The sequence below is a fragment of the Pseudomonas lurida genome, from assembly GCF_013522705.1.
Classification (GTDB): domain Bacteria; phylum Pseudomonadota; class Gammaproteobacteria; order Pseudomonadales; family Pseudomonadaceae; genus Aquipseudomonas; species Aquipseudomonas quebecensis.
Genome location: NZ_JAAMRE010000003.1, coordinates 222,979 through 240,857, shown reverse-complemented (window position 1 = coordinate 240,857; position 17,879 = coordinate 222,979). Strand labels below are relative to the sequence as shown.

Annotated in this window: 16 protein-coding genes and 1 pseudogene; 7 read left to right on the top strand and 10 right to left on the bottom strand. The window is 61.8% G+C overall.

The window, feature by feature from the left end; genetic code table 11:
- Window positions 1-5 precede the first annotated feature (5 nt).
- From G7025_RS04490 to G7025_RS04475, 4 genes are all read left to right on the top strand, one after another.
- Window positions 6-779, top strand: a complete 774-nt coding sequence (locus G7025_RS04490) for a 3-hydroxybutyrate dehydrogenase (protein ID WP_181076883.1) — start codon at window positions 6-8, stop codon at window positions 777-779.
- 60 nt (window positions 780-839) lie between these two features.
- Complete coding sequence (locus tag G7025_RS04485) at window positions 840-2,792, top strand: acetoacetate--CoA ligase (RefSeq protein WP_181076882.1); 1,953 nt, start codon at window positions 840-842, stop codon at window positions 2,790-2,792.
- Window positions 2,793-2,934: 142 nt separating this feature from the next.
- Window positions 2,935-5,109, top strand: coding sequence for a PAS domain-containing hybrid sensor histidine kinase/response regulator (locus tag G7025_RS04480; protein WP_181076881.1), 2,175 nt, complete (start codon window positions 2,935-2,937; stop codon window positions 5,107-5,109).
- 31 nt (window positions 5,110-5,140) lie between these two features.
- Window positions 5,141-5,416, top strand: coding sequence for a peptidylprolyl isomerase (locus G7025_RS04475; RefSeq protein WP_046383114.1), 276 nt, complete (start codon window positions 5,141-5,143; stop codon window positions 5,414-5,416).
- Window positions 5,417-5,532: 116 nt separating this feature from the next.
- Here the strand turns inward: G7025_RS04475 and G7025_RS04470 are convergent, their stop codons facing one another.
- The 8 genes from G7025_RS04470 to G7025_RS04435 form a co-directional block, all read right to left on the bottom strand.
- Window positions 5,533-6,441 carry a sugar kinase gene (locus G7025_RS04470; RefSeq protein WP_181076880.1) on the bottom strand — a complete coding sequence of 303 codons (909 nt, stop codon included), beginning with the start codon at window positions 6,439-6,441 and terminating at the stop codon, window positions 5,533-5,535.
- A gap of 110 nt (window positions 6,442-6,551) precedes the next feature.
- Window positions 6,552-7,760, bottom strand: a complete 1,209-nt coding sequence (locus G7025_RS04465; protein WP_181076878.1) for an amino acid deaminase — start codon at window positions 7,758-7,760, stop codon at window positions 6,552-6,554.
- 9 nt (window positions 7,761-7,769) lie between these two features.
- Entirely contained in the window at window positions 7,770-8,534 is a 765-nt protein-coding gene (locus tag G7025_RS04460; RefSeq protein WP_181076877.1) for an IclR family transcriptional regulator, read from the bottom strand.
- A gap of 74 nt (window positions 8,535-8,608) precedes the next feature.
- On the bottom strand, window positions 8,609-8,998 hold the full coding sequence (locus tag G7025_RS04455) for a RidA family protein (RefSeq protein WP_181076876.1): 390 nt from the start codon (window positions 8,996-8,998) through the stop codon (window positions 8,609-8,611).
- Window positions 8,999-9,014: 16 nt separating this feature from the next.
- A complete protein-coding gene (locus tag G7025_RS04450; RefSeq protein WP_181076874.1) occupies window positions 9,015-9,797 on the bottom strand; it encodes an amino acid ABC transporter ATP-binding protein in 783 nt (260 codons plus the stop codon).
- Entirely contained in the window at window positions 9,794-10,456 is a 663-nt protein-coding gene (locus G7025_RS04445; RefSeq protein WP_181076873.1) for an amino acid ABC transporter permease, read from the bottom strand. The genes G7025_RS04450 and G7025_RS04445 overlap by 4 nt, the downstream gene beginning before the upstream one ends.
- A gap of 12 nt (window positions 10,457-10,468) precedes the next feature.
- On the bottom strand, window positions 10,469-11,131 hold the full coding sequence (locus G7025_RS04440) for an amino acid ABC transporter permease (protein WP_034098333.1): 663 nt from the start codon (window positions 11,129-11,131) through the stop codon (window positions 10,469-10,471).
- 52 nt (window positions 11,132-11,183) lie between these two features.
- Window positions 11,184-12,032 carry a transporter substrate-binding domain-containing protein gene (locus G7025_RS04435; protein WP_040268561.1) on the bottom strand — a complete coding sequence of 283 codons (849 nt, stop codon included), beginning with the start codon at window positions 12,030-12,032 and terminating at the stop codon, window positions 11,184-11,186.
- Window positions 12,033-12,357: 325 nt separating this feature from the next.
- On the opposite strand from G7025_RS04435, the gene G7025_RS04430 reads away from it, so the two are divergent.
- Both G7025_RS04430 and G7025_RS04425 read left to right on the top strand, forming a co-directional pair.
- A complete protein-coding gene (locus tag G7025_RS04430) occupies window positions 12,358-12,606 on the top strand; it encodes a hypothetical protein (RefSeq protein ID WP_181076968.1) in 249 nt (82 codons plus the stop codon).
- Window positions 12,607-12,680: 74 nt separating this feature from the next.
- Window positions 12,681-12,947 (top strand): annotated as a pseudogene (locus G7025_RS04425) (thioredoxin family protein); the annotation flags it as partial.
- 43 nt (window positions 12,948-12,990) lie between these two features.
- Here the strand turns inward: G7025_RS04425 and G7025_RS04420 are convergent.
- A complete protein-coding gene (locus tag G7025_RS04420; protein WP_181076872.1) occupies window positions 12,991-14,559 on the bottom strand; it encodes a TerC family protein in 1,569 nt (522 codons plus the stop codon).
- A gap of 383 nt (window positions 14,560-14,942) precedes the next feature.
- A complete protein-coding gene (sohB, locus tag G7025_RS04415) occupies window positions 14,943-15,968 on the bottom strand; it encodes a protease SohB (RefSeq protein ID WP_181076871.1) in 1,026 nt (341 codons plus the stop codon).
- 211 nt (window positions 15,969-16,179) lie between these two features.
- On the opposite strand from sohB, the gene G7025_RS04410 reads away from it, so the two are divergent.
- A complete protein-coding gene (locus G7025_RS04410) occupies window positions 16,180-17,874 on the top strand; it encodes a ShlB/FhaC/HecB family hemolysin secretion/activation protein (RefSeq protein WP_181076870.1) in 1,695 nt (564 codons plus the stop codon).
- Window positions 17,875-17,879 lie beyond the last annotated feature (5 nt).

Genomic DNA, 17,879 nt, shown 5'->3' with positions numbered 1-17,879 from the left:
TGTACATGACGACATTGAATGGCAAGACCGCCCTGGTTACCGGCTCCACCAGCGGCATCGGCCTGGGTATCGCGCTGAGCCTGGCCAAGGCCGGCGCCAACCTGATCCTCAATGGCTTTGGCGATGCCAGCGCGGTAATCGCCCAGGTGCAAGCCTATGGCGGCCAGGTCGGTCACCATCCGGCGGACGTCAGCGACCCGGCGCAGATCGCCGACATGTTCGCCTACGCCGAGCGTGAGTTCGGCGGCGTGGACATTCTGGTGAACAACGCCGGCATCCAGCATGTGGCGGCGGTCGAAGACTTCCCGGCCGAGCGCTGGGACGCGATCATCGCGATCAACCTGTCGTCGGTGTTCCACAGCACACGCTTGGGCCTGCCGGGCATGAAGGCCAAGGGCTGGGGGCGTATCGTCAATATTGCCTCGGTGCACGGCCAGGTCGGTTCGGTGGGCAAGGCCGCTTATGTGGCGGCCAAGCACGGCGTGATCGGCCTGACCAAAGTGGTGGGCCTGGAGACCGCCCCCAGCAACGTAACCTGCAACGCGATCTGCCCCGGCTGGGTGCTGACGCCGCTGGTGCAGAAGCAGATCGACGACCGCATTGCCCAAGGCGTGGACCCGCAGCAGGCGCAGCATGATCTGCTGGCGGAGAAACAGCCGTCGCTGGAGTTCGTGACCCCATCGCAACTGGGCGAACTGGTGCTGTTTTTGTGCAGCGAGGCCGGCGCCCAGGTGCGTGGTGCGGCGTGGAATATCGATGGGGGCTGGCTGGCCCAATAGATCAAACACAGCGGAACGCTGTTGTTTGGAAGACGTGCATAAGAACAAGAGACCTGGCTGATGTCCGAAATCCTCTGGCAACCCTCCCCGGAACGCATCCGCAACACGCGCATGGATCAGTTCCGGCGCTTTATCAATGATCGCCACGCCGTGCAGCTTTGCGACTACCCGGCGCTGCACCAGTGGAGCATCGACCGGCGCGCCGAGTTCTGGCAGGCCATTGTCGCGTTTTTCGACGTGCAGTTTCGCAGCCCGCCCAGCGCCGCGCTGATCGAAGGCGACGCGATGCCCAGCGCCCAGTGGTTTCCCGGTGCGACCCTAAATTTTGCCGAGCACCTGCTGCGCCGCCGCGACCATCACCCGGCCGTGGTCGCCGTCGGCGAAGACGGCCAGCGCGAACAACTCACCTACGCCGAACTCGCCGCCCATGTCGCCGGCCTGCAAAACAGTCTGCGAGCAGCGGGCGTCGGTATCGGCGACCGCGTCGCGGCGTGTATGCCCAATACCTGGCAAACCCTGGTTGCCATGCTTGCCACCACCAGCCTTGGCGCGATCTGGTCGTGCTCTTCGCCCGACTTCGGCACCCAAGGCGTGATCGATCGCTTCGGCCAGATCGAACCCAAGGTGCTGATCACCTGCGCCGGTTATCGGTATGCCGGCAAAACCATCGATCAGAGCGCCAAGCTCAATGAAATCCTCGAACGCCTGCCGTCTTTGCAGCAGTTGATCGTGGTGCCGTACGCACGGCCGCAGGCTCGGGTCGAGGACTATCGCACCCGGGCCCGCGTGACGCTCTGGCAGGACGTTTACCAACCCGGCGGCGAGCCTGCGTTTGTTGCGGTGCCGTTCGATCATCCGCTGTACATCCTGTATTCCAGTGGCACCACTGGGGTGCCCAAGTGCATCATCCATGGCACCGGCGGTGTGCTGCTCACCCATCTGAAGGAACACGGCCTGCATGCCGACCTGTCCCGCGACGACTGCCTGTTCTACTACACCACCTGCGGCTGGATGATGTGGAACTGGCTGGTGTCGGTACTGGCCCTGGGCGCTACGGCGGTGCTCTATGACGGCTCGCCGTTTCACCCAGGGCCTGCGCGCTTGATCGACCTGATCGACGCGGAACGCATCAGCGTGTTCGGCACCAGCCCCAAGTTTCTCGCCACCCTGGAAAAGGCCGGCCTGCAACCGCGCCTGAGCCATGCGCTGGGTAGCCTCAAGGGGCTGATCTCAACCGGCTCGCCGCTGTCACCGCAGAGCTACGACTACGTGTACCGTGAGATCAAGGCCGAGCTGTGCCTGTCGTCGATGTCCGGCGGCACCGACATCGTCTCCTGTTTTGTCATCGGCAACCCGGTGCTGCCGGTACGCCGTGGCGAAATGCAGTGCAAGAGCCTGGCGATGGCCATCGAGGTGTGGGACGACCAGGGCCAGCCGTTGATCGGCGAAAAAGGTGAGCTGGTGTGTACCCGTCACTTCCCCGCCATGCCCATCGGCCTGTGGAACGACCCCGACGGGCAGAAACTGCGTGCGTCGTATTTCAGCCAGTTCCCCGGCGTATGGGCCCAGGGCGACTACGCCGAGCAGCGCGCCAACGGCAGCCTGTTGATCCACGGGCGTTCGGACGCGGTGCTCAACCCCGGCGGCGTGCGCATCGGCACCGCCGAGATTTATCGCCAGGTGGAAAAAGTCCCTCAGGTGCTGGAAAGCCTGGCCATCGGCCAACGCTGGCAGGACGACGTTCGGGTCGTGCTGTTTGTGCGCCTGGACCCTGGCGTCGTGCTCGATGAGGCGCTGGAACAGCAGATCCGCCAGGTGATCCGCGCCAACACCACACCGCGCCATGTGCCGGCGAAGATCCTCGCCGTCAGCGATCTTCCGCGCACCATCAGCGGCAAGATCGTCGAACTGGCGGTGCGCAACGTCGTGCACGGCGAACCGGTGAAGAACACCGACGCCCTGGCCAACCCCGAGGCCCTGGAGGCGTTTCGCGACCGTCCCGAACTGGCTTGAAGATGAAAGGTTTCAGCTCTGAGGGGCCGATTTGCGAGACAAAACGCCAGGGCGTGCTATTTTTCCGGGGTAGTCACTTATTGCCCACTCACGGGATAATGGGTGTTTTTATCTTTCAAAGCGTTACGCTCAGGGCTTTTTCATGAATGGAACATCCACCGGTAGCGAAGCCGCTGCATTGATTGCACGGCTGGACTGGGCACGAAGCCCGCTCGGTGAGGCCAATGACTGGCCGCAAAGCCTGCGCACAGCCGTCGATATCGTGGTCAATTCACCGATGCCGATGCTTTTGCTGTGGGGCCACCAACTTATCCAACTGTACAACGATGGCTTTGCCCGGCTGGCGGGCAACAAGCACCCCGATGCCATGGGCCAGCCGGCGCATCAGACCTGGCCGGAGCTGGAAAGCTTTACCGCACCGATCTACAGCGCCGTGCGCGACGGGCAGACGCGCACCTTCAGCGAGCAGCGCTTTGTGCTGCAGCGCAACCACCGCGACACCGAAATCTGGCTGGACCTCACCTACAGCCCGATCCGCGACGAAAGCGGCCAGGTTGCCGGCATCCTGGTCACCGCCATCGACACCCACGAGCGCCGCAGCAAGGCCCTCGAGCTGCAACAACGCTCCGAAGCCAGCCTGAAGGCCCAGCATAACAGCGAGCAACGCCTGCAATTGGCGCTGGCCGCTACCGACGCGGTGGGTACCTGGGATTGGGACATTGGCGAAGACCACTTCATCGCCGACGCGCACTTCGCCTATCTGCACGGCGTCGCACCCGGCGACGCCGGCCTCTTGCCCATCAGCGCCTACCTGCAAGGTGTTCACCCCGAAGACCGTGGCACGGTGGCGCGCAGCATCAAGCATTGCATCAGCCACGGCACCGAATACGCCGAGGAGTACCGTTTGTTGCTGCCCGATGGCGAGGTACGCTGGATCTTCGCCCGCGGCCGCTGCTACAAGGACCACCAGGGCCGGCCGGCGCGGTTCCTCGGCGCCGCCCTGGACCTGACCGAACGCAAGACCACCGAACAGGCCCTGCGCCACCTCAATGAAAACCTCGAAGAGCGGGTCGCCCAGCGCACCCAGGCGCTGGCCGAGGCCAACCAGCGCCTGCAAAACGAAATGTACGAACGCGAGCGCGCCGAAGATGCCTTACGCCATGCGCAAAAGATGGAAGCGGTAGGCCAGCTCACCGGCGGCATCGCCCATGACTTCAACAATATGCTCACCGGCATTATCGGCAGCCTGGACCTGATGCAGCGCTACATCACCGCAGGGCGCAGCGAGGAGATCGGCCGTTTCATCGAGGCCGCCGTGTCCTCCGCCCATCGCGCCGCCGCCCTCACCCATCGGTTGCTGGCGTTCTCCAGGCGCCAGTCGCTGGACCGGCGCCCACTGGACCCGAACCAACTGGTGGCGTCCCTGGAAGACCTGTTCCGTCGTACCAAAGGCGCGCACATTCGCCTGAATGTGCAACTGGGCCAGGACATCTGGCCGGTCAACACCGATGCCAGCCAGTTGGAAAACGCGTTGCTCAACCTGGTGATCAATGCCCGTGACGCCATGCCCGACGGCGGTGAAATACTGATCGAAACCGCCAACAGTTACCTGGACGGCACCGACATCACCACCCTCGAACCCGTCAAGGCCGGCGATTACGTGATGCTCGGTGTGTGCGACAACGGCACCGGCATGGCGCCGAAGATTCTTGCCAAAGCGTTCGACCCCTTCTTCACCACCAAGCCTATCGGCCAGGGTACTGGCCTGGGGCTGTCGATGATCTACGGGTTTGCCCAGCAGTCCGGCGGCCATGTGACCATCCAAAGCGAGCCGGGCCAGGGCACCTGCGTGCGCCTGTACCTGCCGCGCCTGCACGGCACCTCCCTGGAGAGCAGCCTGCCGGCCAGCCTCGGCGAAGCGCCGGTGGCCCAGGCGGGCGAAGCAGTCGTAGTGGTCGAGGATGACCTGGCGGTGCGCATGCTGGTGGTGAACCTGCTGGACGAATTGGGCTACACGGCACACCAGGCAGCGGACGCGCGTACCGCGTTGCCGCTGCTGGAATCGGACCTGCGCGTGGACCTGCTGGTGACCGACGTGGGCCTGCCGGGCATGAACGGCCGGCAACTGGCGGAAATCGCGCGCCAGCACCGTCCGGGGCTCAAGGTGCTGTTCATGACCGGCTACGCCGAAAAAGCCTCCGAGCGCCAGGGCTTCCTGGAGGATGGCATGGACATGGTAGCCAAGCCGTTTTCCATTGATCTGCTGGCGACGAAAATCCGCGCGATGATCGGCGTCGACGAACGACTTCAGGCATAATCGCGCGCCGTCGCACACCTGGTAGAAAACCATGAAAGCCCAAGCCCGTCATATCCTGGTGAAAACCAGCGAGGAAGCCGAACAACTCAAGCAGCGCATTGCCAAGGGCGAAGCTTTTGATGTGCTGGCCAAGAAGTACTCCACCTGCCCGTCGGGCAAACGTGGCGGCGATCTGGGCGAGATCCGGCCAGGGCAAATGGTTGGGGCGATCGATGCGGTGATTTTCAAGAAACCGCTGCGGGTGGTGCATGGGCCGGTCAAGAGCAAGTTCGGGTATCACTTGGTGCAGGTGTTTTATCGCGATTGAGGGATGCCTTCAGGGCCCTATCGGGGGCAAGCCCCTCCCACCGTGGAATGCATATATCTGGAGGAATGCAATCGACTGTGGGAGGGGCTTGCCCCCGATCCGCCGAAGACGGCTATTCACCCCAGGGGAATCAATGCCCCCGGAACCTGAATCACCCGACTGGCCAGACGATGTCCAGCCAACGCCGCCACCTCGGGTGAACCACTCTGGAGCCGGCTGGCCAGATACGCCGCGCTGAACGAATCCCCCGCCGCCGTGGTATCCACCACCTTCTCGATCTTCAACGCCGGCACGGCAAAATGCTCGCCGTTGCAGCGGATAAGGCATGTATCGGCGCCACGCTTGAGCACCACCTCGGCAATGGCTGGATAGGCCGCGAACACCTGCTCGGCGTCCTGATAGCCAAACAACCCGCGCTCGTCATCTTCGGTGAGCAAGGCGATGTCCACTTCGGCGAGCACCGCGTGATACGCCGCGCGCGCTGCTTCCACACTGGGCCACAGGCGCGGACGGTAGTTGTTGTCGAACACTACCTGGCCGCCACGGCGGCGGGTTTCGATCAGCGCCTGCAGCAGGCGCGCACGGCCGACCTCACCGAGCACGGCCAGGGTGATACCGCTGAAATACACCACGTCGTAGCTCGGCAGCGCCGCCAGAACCGGCTCGGCGGCGGGCGTGGTGAAGCAGTCGCGCACGGCGGCTTCGTTGCGCCAATACAGAAATTTTCGCTCGCCCTGGTCATCGGTCTGGATGCAATACAAACCCGGCAACCGCCCCGGCAGGCGTTGGACCAGGCCGAGACCGAGACCTTCGTCGACCCATTGCCGGCACATTGCATCGCTGAAGCTGTCATCGCCCAGGGCGGTGACGTAGTCGACGCTGCCGCTTTCGCCCAGCTCACGGCGCAGGTACACCGCAGTGTTCAGGGTGTCACCGCCGAAGCTCTGGTGCAGGCTGCCGTCGGCGCGGTATTGCAGTTCGATCATGCATTCGCCGATCAGGGCGATGCGAGGGGTTGTGTTCATGCCTGAGTCTCTGATGTGGCTGAGGGCTCTATCGGGGGCAAGCCCCCTCCCACATGGGAACGCATTTCAACAGGTGGGTGGGGGCTTGCCCCAGATAGGGGCGGCGCGGTTTAGAAGCAGGTGTGCAGGGATTCGATCACTTGCAATTGCTCATCCACCAGGCAGCCGACTTGCCATTTGTCGAAGGTCAGGCACGGGTGCGAGGTGCCGAAGGAAATGATGTCGCCGATGCGCAGCTCCACGCCCGGCGCCACGGTCATAAAGGCGTGCTGATCCATCACGGCGGTGACGACGCAGGCGCTCACATCATCGCCTTCGGCCGGCAGGACACCGGCCTTGTAGCGCTTGAGCGGCATTGGCAGGCCGGCGTCGTAGGCCACGTCGCGCTTGCCCAGGGCGATGACTGCAAACCCCGGCTCGGGCAGCGATTGCACGTGGGCCCAGACTTCCAGGGCCGGGCGCAGGCCTTCGCTGAGGTCGCTGCGGCGGTCGAGCACGCAGCACTGCGCGTCTTTGTAGATACCGTGGTCGTGGGCCACGTAGCTGCCGGGGCGCAGTACGCTGAGAAAACGCCCGGCGGCGTTCTGGGCTTCGAACGACTCGGCGATCAGGTCGTACCAGGCCGACCCCGAAGCGGTGACGATGGGCTTGGCCAGATCGAAAGCGCCGCTGTCCTGCAGTTCCATCGCCAGGCGCACCAGGCTCGCGGCAAAATCGCGAATACCGCGGATGGCGTGTTCGCCGTGGATCACCCCTTCGTAGCCTTCGATCCCCGTCAGTGCCAGGGCCGGCTGCGCCTTGATCGCCTTGGCCAGGTCGCGCACGTCCTGCTCGCTGCGGCACCCGCAACGTCCGCCGAGCACGCCATACTCGATCATCACGTTCAGGCGTAGGCCACGGGCGGCAAAAAACCGCCCCAGGTCGGCGACGTTGTCCGGATGGTCGACCATGCAATGGAACTCGAAATCCTGGTCGGCCAACAGCTCAGCAATCAACGCCATGTTCGGCGCGCCCACCAACTGGTTGGCCATCAATACGCGGCGCACGCCACCGGCATAAGCAGCACGGGTCTGCACCGCGGTGGCCAGGGTAATGCCCCACGCGCCCTGCTCGATCTGCCGTTTGAACAGCGCCGGCATCATGCTGGTCTTGCCATGGGGCGCCAGCTCGGCGCCGCTGTTGCGGACAAACGTCTGCATCCAGCGAATGTTGTGTTCCAGGGCGTCACGGTGCAGCACCAGGGCCGGCATGCTGACGTCGCGGACCAGATGGGCACCGACCGCGGCGGCGCCTTTTTCAACGGCATTGAGGGCAGGCATAAGAGGTTCCTATTCGTTGATGCGACGGGCCAGATGGTTGGCGCTTTCGATCAGCACCCGGCGATAGTCGTTGTAGTTGTTGAGGGCGTCGGCCCGTGGCGCGACGATGCACAAAGTCGCGATGCTCACCCCTTGGGCATCCCGCACCGGGGCGGCGAAACAGTGGGTGAAGGTGTCGGCCACGCTGTCGAACGAGAAGAAGCCGTCGAGGCTGGCTTGACGAATCTGCGCCAGGAAAGTCTCCAGCGGCAGGCGCTGGCCGTCCGGCAGGATGAAGTCGTCGGGGTCGATCAGGTCGACGATCTGCTGATCGCTCAAGTGCCCCAGCAGCAGACGCCCGGAGGCAGTCCAGGGGATGGGCGCGTTTTCGCCGATGTCCGAGGAAATACGGAAATGCCGCTCACCTTCGCGCATCAGCGCCACGGTGTATTTGCGCCCGTTGAGCAGGCACATCTGGGCGGTCTCGTGGGTCTGGCTGACGATCTCCTGCAAGGCATGGTCGGCCTCGCGGGTCAGGTCGAAATGGCGCAGGTGCGCCTGACCGAGAAAGTACAGTTGGCGGCCCAGGTAGACGTGACCGTCCTTGCCCACCGTTTCCAGGATGCGCCGCTCCAGCAGCGAGGCGACCAGTTCATAGACCGTGGACTTGGGGCTGCCGATGCCGCTGGCGATATCGTTCGGGCGCAGCGGTTGGCCGATTTCCTTGAGAAAATCGAGAATATCGAACGCGCGGTCCAGGCCTTTGGCGCGGCGTTTGATGGTGTCTTCGGTCATGGTGGTTTTCGGTCCGGTCGAATGTGGGGGGAGCCACTCCCTCCCACATGGGTTCTGTATGGAAGTCGAAGCATTTAGCCTTTTTTCTTGTAGGCCACGCAATCGATCTCGACCTTGCAATCGACCATCATGCTGGCTTGCACGCAAGCCCGCGCAGGGGCGTGTTCAGGGGTGAAATATTCGCCGAAGACTTTGTTGAAACTCCAGAAGTCCCGTGGGTCTTCCAGCCATACGCCGACCCGGACCACGTCTTTCAATTCGTAGCCGGCTTCTTCCAGAATCGCTACTACATTGCGCAAGGTCTGGTGGGTTTGCTCGACAATGCCGCCGGTAATGATTTCGCCGTCCACTGCCGGCACCTGGCCTGACACGTATAACCAGCCATCCGCCTCCACGGCACGCGCGAAAGGACGAGGCTGGCCACCGCCGGCAGTACTGCCGGCTCCGTAACGAGTGATGCTCATAACGATGTGCTCCTGATTAAAAACGAATGTTCTTCAAAAATTCCGCCAGGCGCGGCGATTGCGGACGTTCGAAGATATCCTTCGACGAACCCTGCTCCTCAATACGCCCCTGGTTCATAAATACGATCTGGTCGGACACTTCATAGGCGAAACGCATTTCATGGGTGACCAGCAACATGGTCATGCCCTCTTCGGCAAGGCCCTTGATCACACTGAGCACTTCGCCGACCAGTTCCGGGTCCAACGCCGAGGTCACTTCATCGAACAGCATCAGGCTGGGGTTCATCGCAATGGCGCGGGCAATTGCCACGCGCTGTTGCTGACCACCGGACAATTGGCCGGGAAAGTGATTGCGCCGCTCTAGAAGTCCTACGCGCTCAAGCCATTTTTCCGCGAGCGCTACCGCCTGGTCCTTAGGCATTTTCTTAACTTTCAGTAAGCCCAGGGTGACGTTCTGCAACGCGCTCAAATGCGGAAACAGGTTGAACTGCTGAAACGCCATGCCCGTCATCGCCCGATGCTGAGCGATCACGCGCTCCGGGTGACGCACGCGTTTGCCACCGACGTCGCTGTAGCCAATCGACTCGCCGTCCAGGGTGATCTGGCCGCCCTGGAACTCTTCCAGCAAATTGACGCAACGCAGCAGTGTGGTCTTGCCTGAGCCGCTGGAGCCGATCAGCGTCACCACATTGCCGCGCTGCATCGACAGGTCGACGCCCTTGAGCACTTCGACCTCGCCGTACTGTTTGCGCAGGCCGCGAATGTTCAGCAGCGGTTCGGTTGTGTGAGATTGGTTCATGGCAAGGCCACCCGCTTTTCAATGTAGCGCCCGAATAACTCGATGGCGTAGTTGATGACAAAGAACAGAAACCCGGCGAACAGGTAGAACTCCAGGGTCATGAAGGTGCGTGCGATCACTTGTTGGGTGCTGAGCAGCAATTCGGCCACGCCGATTACCGACAGCAAGGTCGAGGCTTTGACGATCTCCGTGGAGGAATTGACCCAGGTCGGCAGGATCTGACGCAACGCCTGCGGCAACAGCACGTAGCCGAGCGACTGCCGGAACGTCAGACCGATCGCCTTGCTCGCTTCGAGTTGCCCACGGGGAATGGCTTGCAATGCGCCGCGCACGATTTCCGACACGTGGGAGCCGCAGAACAACGTAAGCCCGACCGCACCGGCCTGGAATGCGCTGATCTGCCAGCCGAGCGCCGGCAGCATGTAGAAGCACGCCAGCACCAGCACAAACACCGGGGTGCCACGGATCAGGTCGACATACAGGCGAAACGGTGCACGCATCCAGAACCTGCCGTAGGTCAGGATCAACCCGGCGACGATACCGATCAGCGTGCCAAAGATAATAGCCAGCGCCGACACATAGACACTGGCCTGAAACCCCGCCCAAAGCGTGTCCCGGGCGATCCACAACGCATGCAACCAGCTGGGAGATTCGTACATGGGGAACCCTCCTTAACGACGGATCGCCAGACGTTGTTCCAGGTAGCGGAGCAACAGGGCAATGAGGTAACAGGCGGCCACGTAGAGCGCGGTCGTGACCAGCCAGGTTTCAATCACCCGGTAGCTTTCGACGTTGATCTTGCGGGCGTAATAGGTCAGTTCCGGCACGGCGATCGCAGCGGCCAGGGAGGTGTCCTTGAACAGCGAGATAAAGTTGTTCGACAGCGCCGGCAGCACATTGCGCAGCATCACCGGCACGGTGATATAGGCCCGAATGCGCCACTCGCCCAGGCCGATGGCCAGGCCGGCTTCGCGCAGCCCCTTGGGAATATTCAACAGCCCGGCGCGGAACACTTCGGTCAGGTACGCCCCGGCGTAAAGCGACAAGGTGATGATGAACGAAGGAATCTTGTCCAGACGAATGCCCAGGCTGGGCAAGGCAAAGTAGATCAACAGGATCAACACCAAAATCGGCGTATTACGCACCACCGTCACGTACACCGACGCCAGTATGCGCAAGGCGCGGTGCCTGGACAGCATGGCAAACGCCATCAGCAGGCCGATCACGCAGCCGATGGCGATCGACAGCAATGCCAGTTGCAGACCCAACCCGAGCCCCGCCAGCAAGGTGTCGAAATCGCGCCAGACGGCGGCAAAATTCAACTGATAATTCATGGTCAACGCTACCTGAGAGGGGCGCCAGTGTTGGCGCCCCGGTTTTTACACGTCACTTGAACTCGACAGGGAAGCCAATCGCCGGCTCCGGCAGGTCCACGCCAAACCATTGCTTGAAGGACGCTTTGTAGGTGGGGAACTCCACGCCGGTCATGGCTTCATGCAGCGCCGTGTTGACGAAGTTCAGCCAGTCCTGATCGCCGCGCTTGACCGCGCAGGCGTAGGTCTGCGGGCTCCAGGCGTAGGCCGGGCTGCGGTAGCGGCCGGGGTTCTGCACCATCAGGTATTTGACCGAGGACTGGTCAGTGGCGGCGGCATCGGCGCGGCCGGAGTTCACGGCCTGGTACATCAGGTCAACGCTGTCGTATTGATCGACCTTGGCCTTGGGCAGCGCCTGGTGCACCAACTCTTCGGCGTACACGTTCTGCAGCACGGCCACGGTCACGCCATCGCCCGCGGCCTGCAGGTCGTCGATTTCCTTGTACTTGCTGTTGTTCGGCAGCAGCAGGCCCACGCCTTCGCGGTAGTAAGGCAAGGTAAACGCCACCTGCTGCGCGCGGCTGGCGGTGACGGTGATGAACTGGCAGCTCATGTCGACCTTGTCGGTCAGCAGGTTGGGAATCCGCGCGTCGGACGACTGCACCACGAACTCGACCTTGCTTGGGTCGTTGAACAGCCCCTTGGCCACGATGCGGCCGATATCGATATCGAACCCTTGCAACTTGCCATCCGCTCCCTGGAAGTGCCACGGCGCATTGGTACTGCCTGTACCCACGATCAGATGCCCACGTTTGAGCACATCATCGAGCTTGCTGCCCGCCGCCTGCGCAACGCTGGCGAGGGAAGCCGATGCGGCGAAGAGAAAAACACACGCTTTGAACACGGAAGGTCGGTGATGCATGACAAGCACTCCAGGGGTTGTGTATTCCGCTATACCGGAACTTAGTTTGTAACAACGGAATAGACAGCAGAAAGTGTGCCATACGTAGACGCGGAAAAATATGCTGGTGGGAAATACCTTTTAGATCAGTGAGATAGGCTTTTGATGAAATACGGCTAAGAGCCAGTATCGGCTGCTAAGGTGCTACCTGCGGCCACAGGTTGGGTGATAACGCCTCAATTGGGGGCGGTGGCAGCGTGGAAATATCGAGAGGGGGAGCTAGGCTTTCAGGGTCAGGCGCGGCGTGTTGTTTTGGTTTTTTTGAAGGCGGGGTGCGGGGGCGATGATGAAGACGAGTGTTGTCGGGTTAGTGGTTTTTGCGATGTTTGCCGGGCATGCACTGGGCAGCGAGGACCGTCGCGCGTGCAAGGAGGAGTTGGCGAGGCTCAAGGAGTCCTTCGATGCCAATTACAGCAGCCAGAACCATCACGACTATCGCCGCGCCAAGGCGTCTCGCGACAATGAGGAATACCGCAAGTGCGCGAACCAGGCGCGCAAGGCGCGCGAACGCGCGGAACGGGAGGCTGACCTGTAAAGGTTGACAGTAGACGCAGGCGCGGGCCCGGCTTAGCGTTGGTGAAAACCAGCTCTATCCAGGAGGTTCACGCCATGGGGTATGCCACCGCAACGATTGCCAACGCCCAGGAATATCAACGGATCTTGAACACCAAGCGTCCGGTATTCATTTTGTTTGTCTCTGAGCATTGCCCAGCCTGCGTAACGGCCGGGCCGCTGTTTGACCGAATTGCCCGACAGTACCCGCGCGTGCGCAGCCTGGTGGTGGATTGCGCGAAGACGCCGAGGCACCCTGACGTGACGGGTACCCCGACGTTACTGATTTATATGCGCGGCACCTTGATGGAGAAACTCAAGGGCTTCGGGCCCGAGACCAAGCAACTCCGTGTCGTGCGCAGCACCTTCAAACATTATTCACGTCGCAAGGTTGCAAAACCACTTGCGTCACCCGCCGCTCTTCTACCGCGACCACCGTCAAACGCCAACCCTCATGCTCCAGCCGGTCGCCCACCACGGGCAGACGGTCGAGCAGGCTCATCACCAATCCCGCCAAGGTCTGGTAATCCTGGGTAGCGATGGCGTTGAAGCCGATGCGTTGGCGCACGTGCTGCAGATTCAGCGCGCCGTTGACGCGAAAGCCCGCGCCTTCTTCAACAATGTCCGGGCCTTCAATTTCGCTGGCATCCGGCAGTTCGCCTGCGATGGACTCAAGAATGTCGGTCATGCTCAATACGCCGATAAAATCACCGAATTCGTTGATCACAAACGCGATGTGGGTCGACTCCTGGCGCATCTGCTCCAATGCATTGAGGATCGAAAAACTCTCCAACAGATTGATCGCCCGGCGCGCCAGGTGCTCAAGGTTCGGCTCGTTACCAGCCAGGCATTCCTTGAGCAGTTCCTTCTTGTGCACAAAGCCTAATGGCTCATCAATGGCACCGTTACGGATCAACGGCAGCCGGGAATAGGACGAATGCATCAGTTTCAGGCGAATAGTGTCGCGATCGTCCGACAGATCGATGAAGTCGACCTTGGCCCGCGGTGTCATCAGCGTGCGGATCGGTCGCTCGGCCAATTGCAGTACGCCGCTGATCATGACCCGCTCGCGTCGGTGGAACAGCGGACCTTGCGCCGCGTCCGGTTCGCCCAGCAGATCGGCAACCTCTTCACCGACCTCTTCCACCGCCAGGCTGCGGCCGCCCAACAGGCGCATGACCGCATGGGCGGTGCGCTCACGCACCGGTAGCACGCCCTGCGCCGATTTCCTGCGACGGGCGCGGGCAATCTGGTTGAACACTTCGATCAGAATCGAGAAGCCGATGGCCGCATACAGGTAGCCCTTCGGAATATGAAAGCCCAGGCCTTCGGCGGTCAGGGCGAAGCCGATCATCATCAGAAAGCCCAGACACAGCATGATCACCGTGGGGTGGGCATTCACGAAGCGCGTCAACGGTTTGCTCGCGACAATCATCAGGCCGATGGAAATGATCACGGCGATCATCATCACCGCCAGCTCGTCCACCATGCCCACGGCGGTAATCACCGCATCCAGGGAAAACACCGCATCGAGCACCACGATCTGCGCCACGATCGGCCAGAACAGCGCATAAGCCGCATTGCCCGAACGCTGTGCCACATGGCCCTCCAGACGCTCATGCAATTCCATGGTCGCCTTGAACAGCAGGAACACACCGCCGAACAGCATGATCAGATCGCGCCCCGAGAACGTCTTGTCAAAGACCTCAAACAGCGGCTGGGTGAGCGTTACCAACCAGGAAATACTCGCAAGCAGGCCCAGGCGCATCAGCAACGCCAGAGACAAACCGATCAACCGCGCACGGTCGCGCTGCTCGGGCGGGAGCTTATCCGCCAGGATCGCGATAAACACCAGGTTGTCGATACCCAGCACCAGTTCCAGCACAATCAAGGTCAACAAGCCGAGCCAGGCCGTTGGATCCGCTAACCATTCCATTTATGAAGTCCCCTGGTTGAATTCAGAATGCCGGACACGGCAAGACGCGGTCAGAAGACCGGGACAAGGTTAGCAATCGAAAAACGGGATGTTTCAGCGGGAACGGCAGCAACAAGCGCCTTGGGGAGAGACGACTGGGGGGCTCCGAGAGGGTATTCATGCAAGTCCTGTGATCAGAAAAGGACTTAAATCCTACATTCGAAACGCGACTTTCCCACAACACAAAACCATTACAAAACCTGTACCTGGCACATAAACCAGGTGGGAGGGGCTTGCCCCCGATCGCTCACCACAGCAAGCCCGCTCACCACACAGTTATTTATCAGCCTTAAGATGTGTGCACAAACCTACGCCCACAATCACACTGCATTCTGAATCCAGATTTACCAAAAGCGCTGCTGAGTCAACCGACTCCACCACGTCAACAACACTCGATCCACCGACCCGCTCGCCGCCAACCCCACGCGCTCCTGCAAACTCTTGCGCTCGGCATAGTGCAAATGAAACACCTCGGCCGTCTTCGCCTTCGTCGCCAGGTATTCATCGCTGGTCTGCAGTTCATCAACCAGCTGTTTATCCAACGCAGCCACACCCAGCCACACCTCGCCGGTCGCCACTTCGTCGATGGCCAGTTGCGGGCGATAACGCGAGACAAAGTTCTTGAACAGTTGATGGGTAATGTCCAGATCCTCCTGGAACTTCTCCCGGCCCTTCTCGGTGTTTTCGCCAAACACCGTCAAGGTGCGCTTGTATTCACCAGCGGTGAGGACTTCAAAGTCGATATCGTGCTTCTTGAGCAGGCGATTGACGTTGGGCAACTGCGCCACCACGCCAATGGAGCCGAGGATGGCAAACGGGGCGCTGATGATCTTCTCGCCGATGCACGCCATCATGTAGCCGCCGCTGGCCGCCACCTTGTCGATGCACACCGTCAACGGCACGCCGGCCTGGCGGATACGCGCCAGTTGCGACGAGGCCAGGCCATAGCTGTGCACCATACCGCCGCCGCTTTCCAGGCGTAGCACCACTTCGTCCTTGGGCGTGGCCAGGCTCAGGAGTGCAGTGATTTCATGGCGCAGGCTCTCGGTGGCCGAAGCCTTGATGTCACCGTCGAAATCCAGCACGAACACGCGTGGTTTAGCTTCGGCTTTTTGCTTGCCCTTCTTTTTCTCAGCCTTGCCCTCGGATTTGCGCAGGGCCTTGAGCTGGTCCTTGTCGAGCAGGCTCGACTCCAGACGTTCGCGCAGGCCTTTGTAGAAATCGTTGAGTTTGCTGACCTGCAATTGGCCGGCGGACTTGCGCCGACCTTTGCTGCGCAGCGCCGCGAAGCTGATCAGCACCACCAGAATGGCGACCACCAGGGTGACGGTTTTAGCTAGAAAACTTGCGTACTCGGCAAGAAACTCCATAAGACACCTATGAGGCTCGAAAGCCGCAGTCTACGGGGATTGGCGTCGCTGTGTCTAACGCTGTTCACTCGGTCAGAAACCTACAAAAAAAACGACAGGGTCCTACTTGAGTAGTTCGATTCCCACACAATTTTCAGACGTACAACTCAGCATTTACAGGGGAAAACGACTTTAAACTTCGCGTTGAAAGCATTCGACAGGACCTCTGCTCATGCGTCCCTTCCCGCTCGATATTCGCGCCTGCCTGCTCACGGCCCTGTCCATTGCGTCGAGTGCCGCCACGCCCGGTCTGGCCGCTACCGTGCAGGCCAACCCGGTTGAGCTGCGCACACAGGAATTCGAACGCCGAACCCGTGAACATCTGGAACGCGAGCAACGCTTGCGCCAGCTCGAACGCGAACCACCGGCGCCGGCAAGCCCCTGCGCACCGTCGCCCGTCACCGACGAGCCCTGCTGGCACACGAGCGGGCTGATCCTGACGGGCAATTCCCTGTTGGACCCTGCGCGCGTGCGCAGCCTGCTGCAGTCACACCTCACCGCCTGCATGAGCGCTACGCAGATAAACCAACTGCTCGCGGCATTGACCGCGCTGTATGTCGACGCGGGCTTTATCGCCAGCCGGCCGTACTTGCGGCAGGCGCCCGAAGATGGCCAACCCTTGGATATCGTCATCGAACAAGGCTTTGTCGAGAGCATCGAGCTGGCCGACCCGAGCCTGCCCGTGTCGCTGCGCGGTGCGTTTCCCGGGATGCTGGGCCAACCGCTGCAACTGCGCGACCTGGAGCAGGGCCTCGACCAGTTGAACCGCCTGCGCTCACTCGACCTGACGGTGCAGGTATTGCCCGGCACCGAGCCCGGCGGCTCCCATCTGCGGGTGCATCCGCGCAGCGTTGCATCGCGCCTGAGCAGCATTGCGCGGTACAACAACCGGGGCGCCGACACCACCGGGCGGCACACGGGCGTGTTCAACCTCGCCTACGACAGCCCGCTGGGCCTGAATGATTTCATCAACCTCAGCGCCAGCACCTCCCTGGCCGGCAGCACCCGTTACAGCCGCTCCGAGGGCATCTACTATTCGCTGCCCTACGGGTACTGGACCCTGGCCCTGACTGCCAGCCAGGCGCACTACCGGTACGGCATCGAACTGCCCAGTCAGACCATCAGGGCCAACGGTCAGGTCAATCAGTATGGCGTGGGCCTCAACCGCCTGTTGTGGCGCGACCAGCGCACCCTGCTGAACGGCAACCTGCGCCTGAGTACCAAACGTTCACGCAGCTATATTGCCGACACCTTCCTGGCGATTCAGAGCCCAAGCCTCACGGTGGCCGAAGCCAGCCTCAACCTGCTGAGGATCTCCGACGGCATCTGGAACGGCACACTCAGCTACGCCCAGGGCCTTCGTGGGCTGGGCGCCGACCGGGACAGCCAGCACCCATCCCCGGGCCTGCCGCGCGCGCAGTTTCGCAAGTACCGCCTCGACATCGACTACACGCGTCAAAGCCAGCGTGTCGAGCGGTTATGGAGCAGCCAATTGACGCTGCAATACAGCCCCGACCCGCTGCCGGGCCTGGAGCAGCTGCTGGTCACCGACCATTACGCGGTGCGCGGCTTTCGCCTGAGCACACTGGCCGCCGCCAACGGTGCGGTGTGGCGCAATACCCTCAGCCTGCCACGCCCGCTTGCCGAGCAATGGCATATCAGCCCCCGATTGGGCGTCGACCTGGGCTGGAGCCAGTACGTAAACGGCGCCGACATCCAGCGCGTGGGCGGCGCCAGCCTTGGCATGGCGCTGTCCCGGCGCGACTGGCAGCTGGACCTGGATTACCAGCGCGCCCTGTTCGGGCCGGCGTTGCCAGCCAAGGCGCGAGGCTTCTGGCTGATGGAGTTGAGCCTGCCTCTGAAATGACCCTT

What these genes read in the sequence shown, in the direction of transcription:
- G7025_RS04420 (WP_181076872.1), bottom strand. Translation starts at nt 14,559, where the DNA reads ATGGAATGGTTAGCGGATCCAACGGCCTGGCTCGGCTTGTTGACCTTG.
- G7025_RS04490 (WP_181076883.1), top strand. Translation starts at nt 6, where the DNA reads ATGACGACATTGAATGGCAAGACCGCCCTGGTTACCGGCTCCACCAGC.
- sohB (WP_181076871.1), bottom strand. Translation starts at nt 15,968, where the DNA reads ATGGAGTTTCTTGCCGAGTACGCAAGTTTTCTAGCTAAAACCGTCACC.
- G7025_RS04465 (WP_181076878.1), bottom strand. Translation starts at nt 7,760, where the DNA reads ATGCCTGCCCTCAATGCCGTTGAAAAAGGCGCCGCCGCGGTCGGTGCC.
- G7025_RS04485 (WP_181076882.1), top strand. Translation starts at nt 840, where the DNA reads ATGTCCGAAATCCTCTGGCAACCCTCCCCGGAACGCATCCGCAACACG.
- G7025_RS04440 (WP_034098333.1), bottom strand. Translation starts at nt 11,131, where the DNA reads ATGAATTATCAGTTGAATTTTGCCGCCGTCTGGCGCGATTTCGACACC.
- G7025_RS04450 (WP_181076874.1), bottom strand. Translation starts at nt 9,797, where the DNA reads ATGAACCAATCTCACACAACCGAACCGCTGCTGAACATTCGCGGCCTG.
- G7025_RS04455 (WP_181076876.1), bottom strand. Translation starts at nt 8,998, where the DNA reads ATGAGCATCACTCGTTACGGAGCCGGCAGTACTGCCGGCGGTGGCCAG.
- G7025_RS04470 (WP_181076880.1), bottom strand. Translation starts at nt 6,441, where the DNA reads ATGAACACAACCCCTCGCATCGCCCTGATCGGCGAATGCATGATCGAA.
- G7025_RS04460 (WP_181076877.1), bottom strand. Translation starts at nt 8,534, where the DNA reads ATGACCGAAGACACCATCAAACGCCGCGCCAAAGGCCTGGACCGCGCG.
- G7025_RS04445 (WP_181076873.1), bottom strand. Translation starts at nt 10,456, where the DNA reads ATGTACGAATCTCCCAGCTGGTTGCATGCGTTGTGGATCGCCCGGGAC.
- G7025_RS04480 (WP_181076881.1), top strand. Translation starts at nt 2,935, where the DNA reads ATGAATGGAACATCCACCGGTAGCGAAGCCGCTGCATTGATTGCACGG.
- G7025_RS04475 (WP_046383114.1), top strand. Translation starts at nt 5,141, where the DNA reads ATGAAAGCCCAAGCCCGTCATATCCTGGTGAAAACCAGCGAGGAAGCC.
- G7025_RS04435 (WP_040268561.1), bottom strand. Translation starts at nt 12,032, where the DNA reads ATGCATCACCGACCTTCCGTGTTCAAAGCGTGTGTTTTTCTCTTCGCC.
- G7025_RS04410 (WP_181076870.1), top strand. Translation starts at nt 16,180, where the DNA reads ATGCGTCCCTTCCCGCTCGATATTCGCGCCTGCCTGCTCACGGCCCTG.
- G7025_RS04430 (WP_181076968.1), top strand. Translation starts at nt 12,358, where the DNA reads ATGAAGACGAGTGTTGTCGGGTTAGTGGTTTTTGCGATGTTTGCCGGG.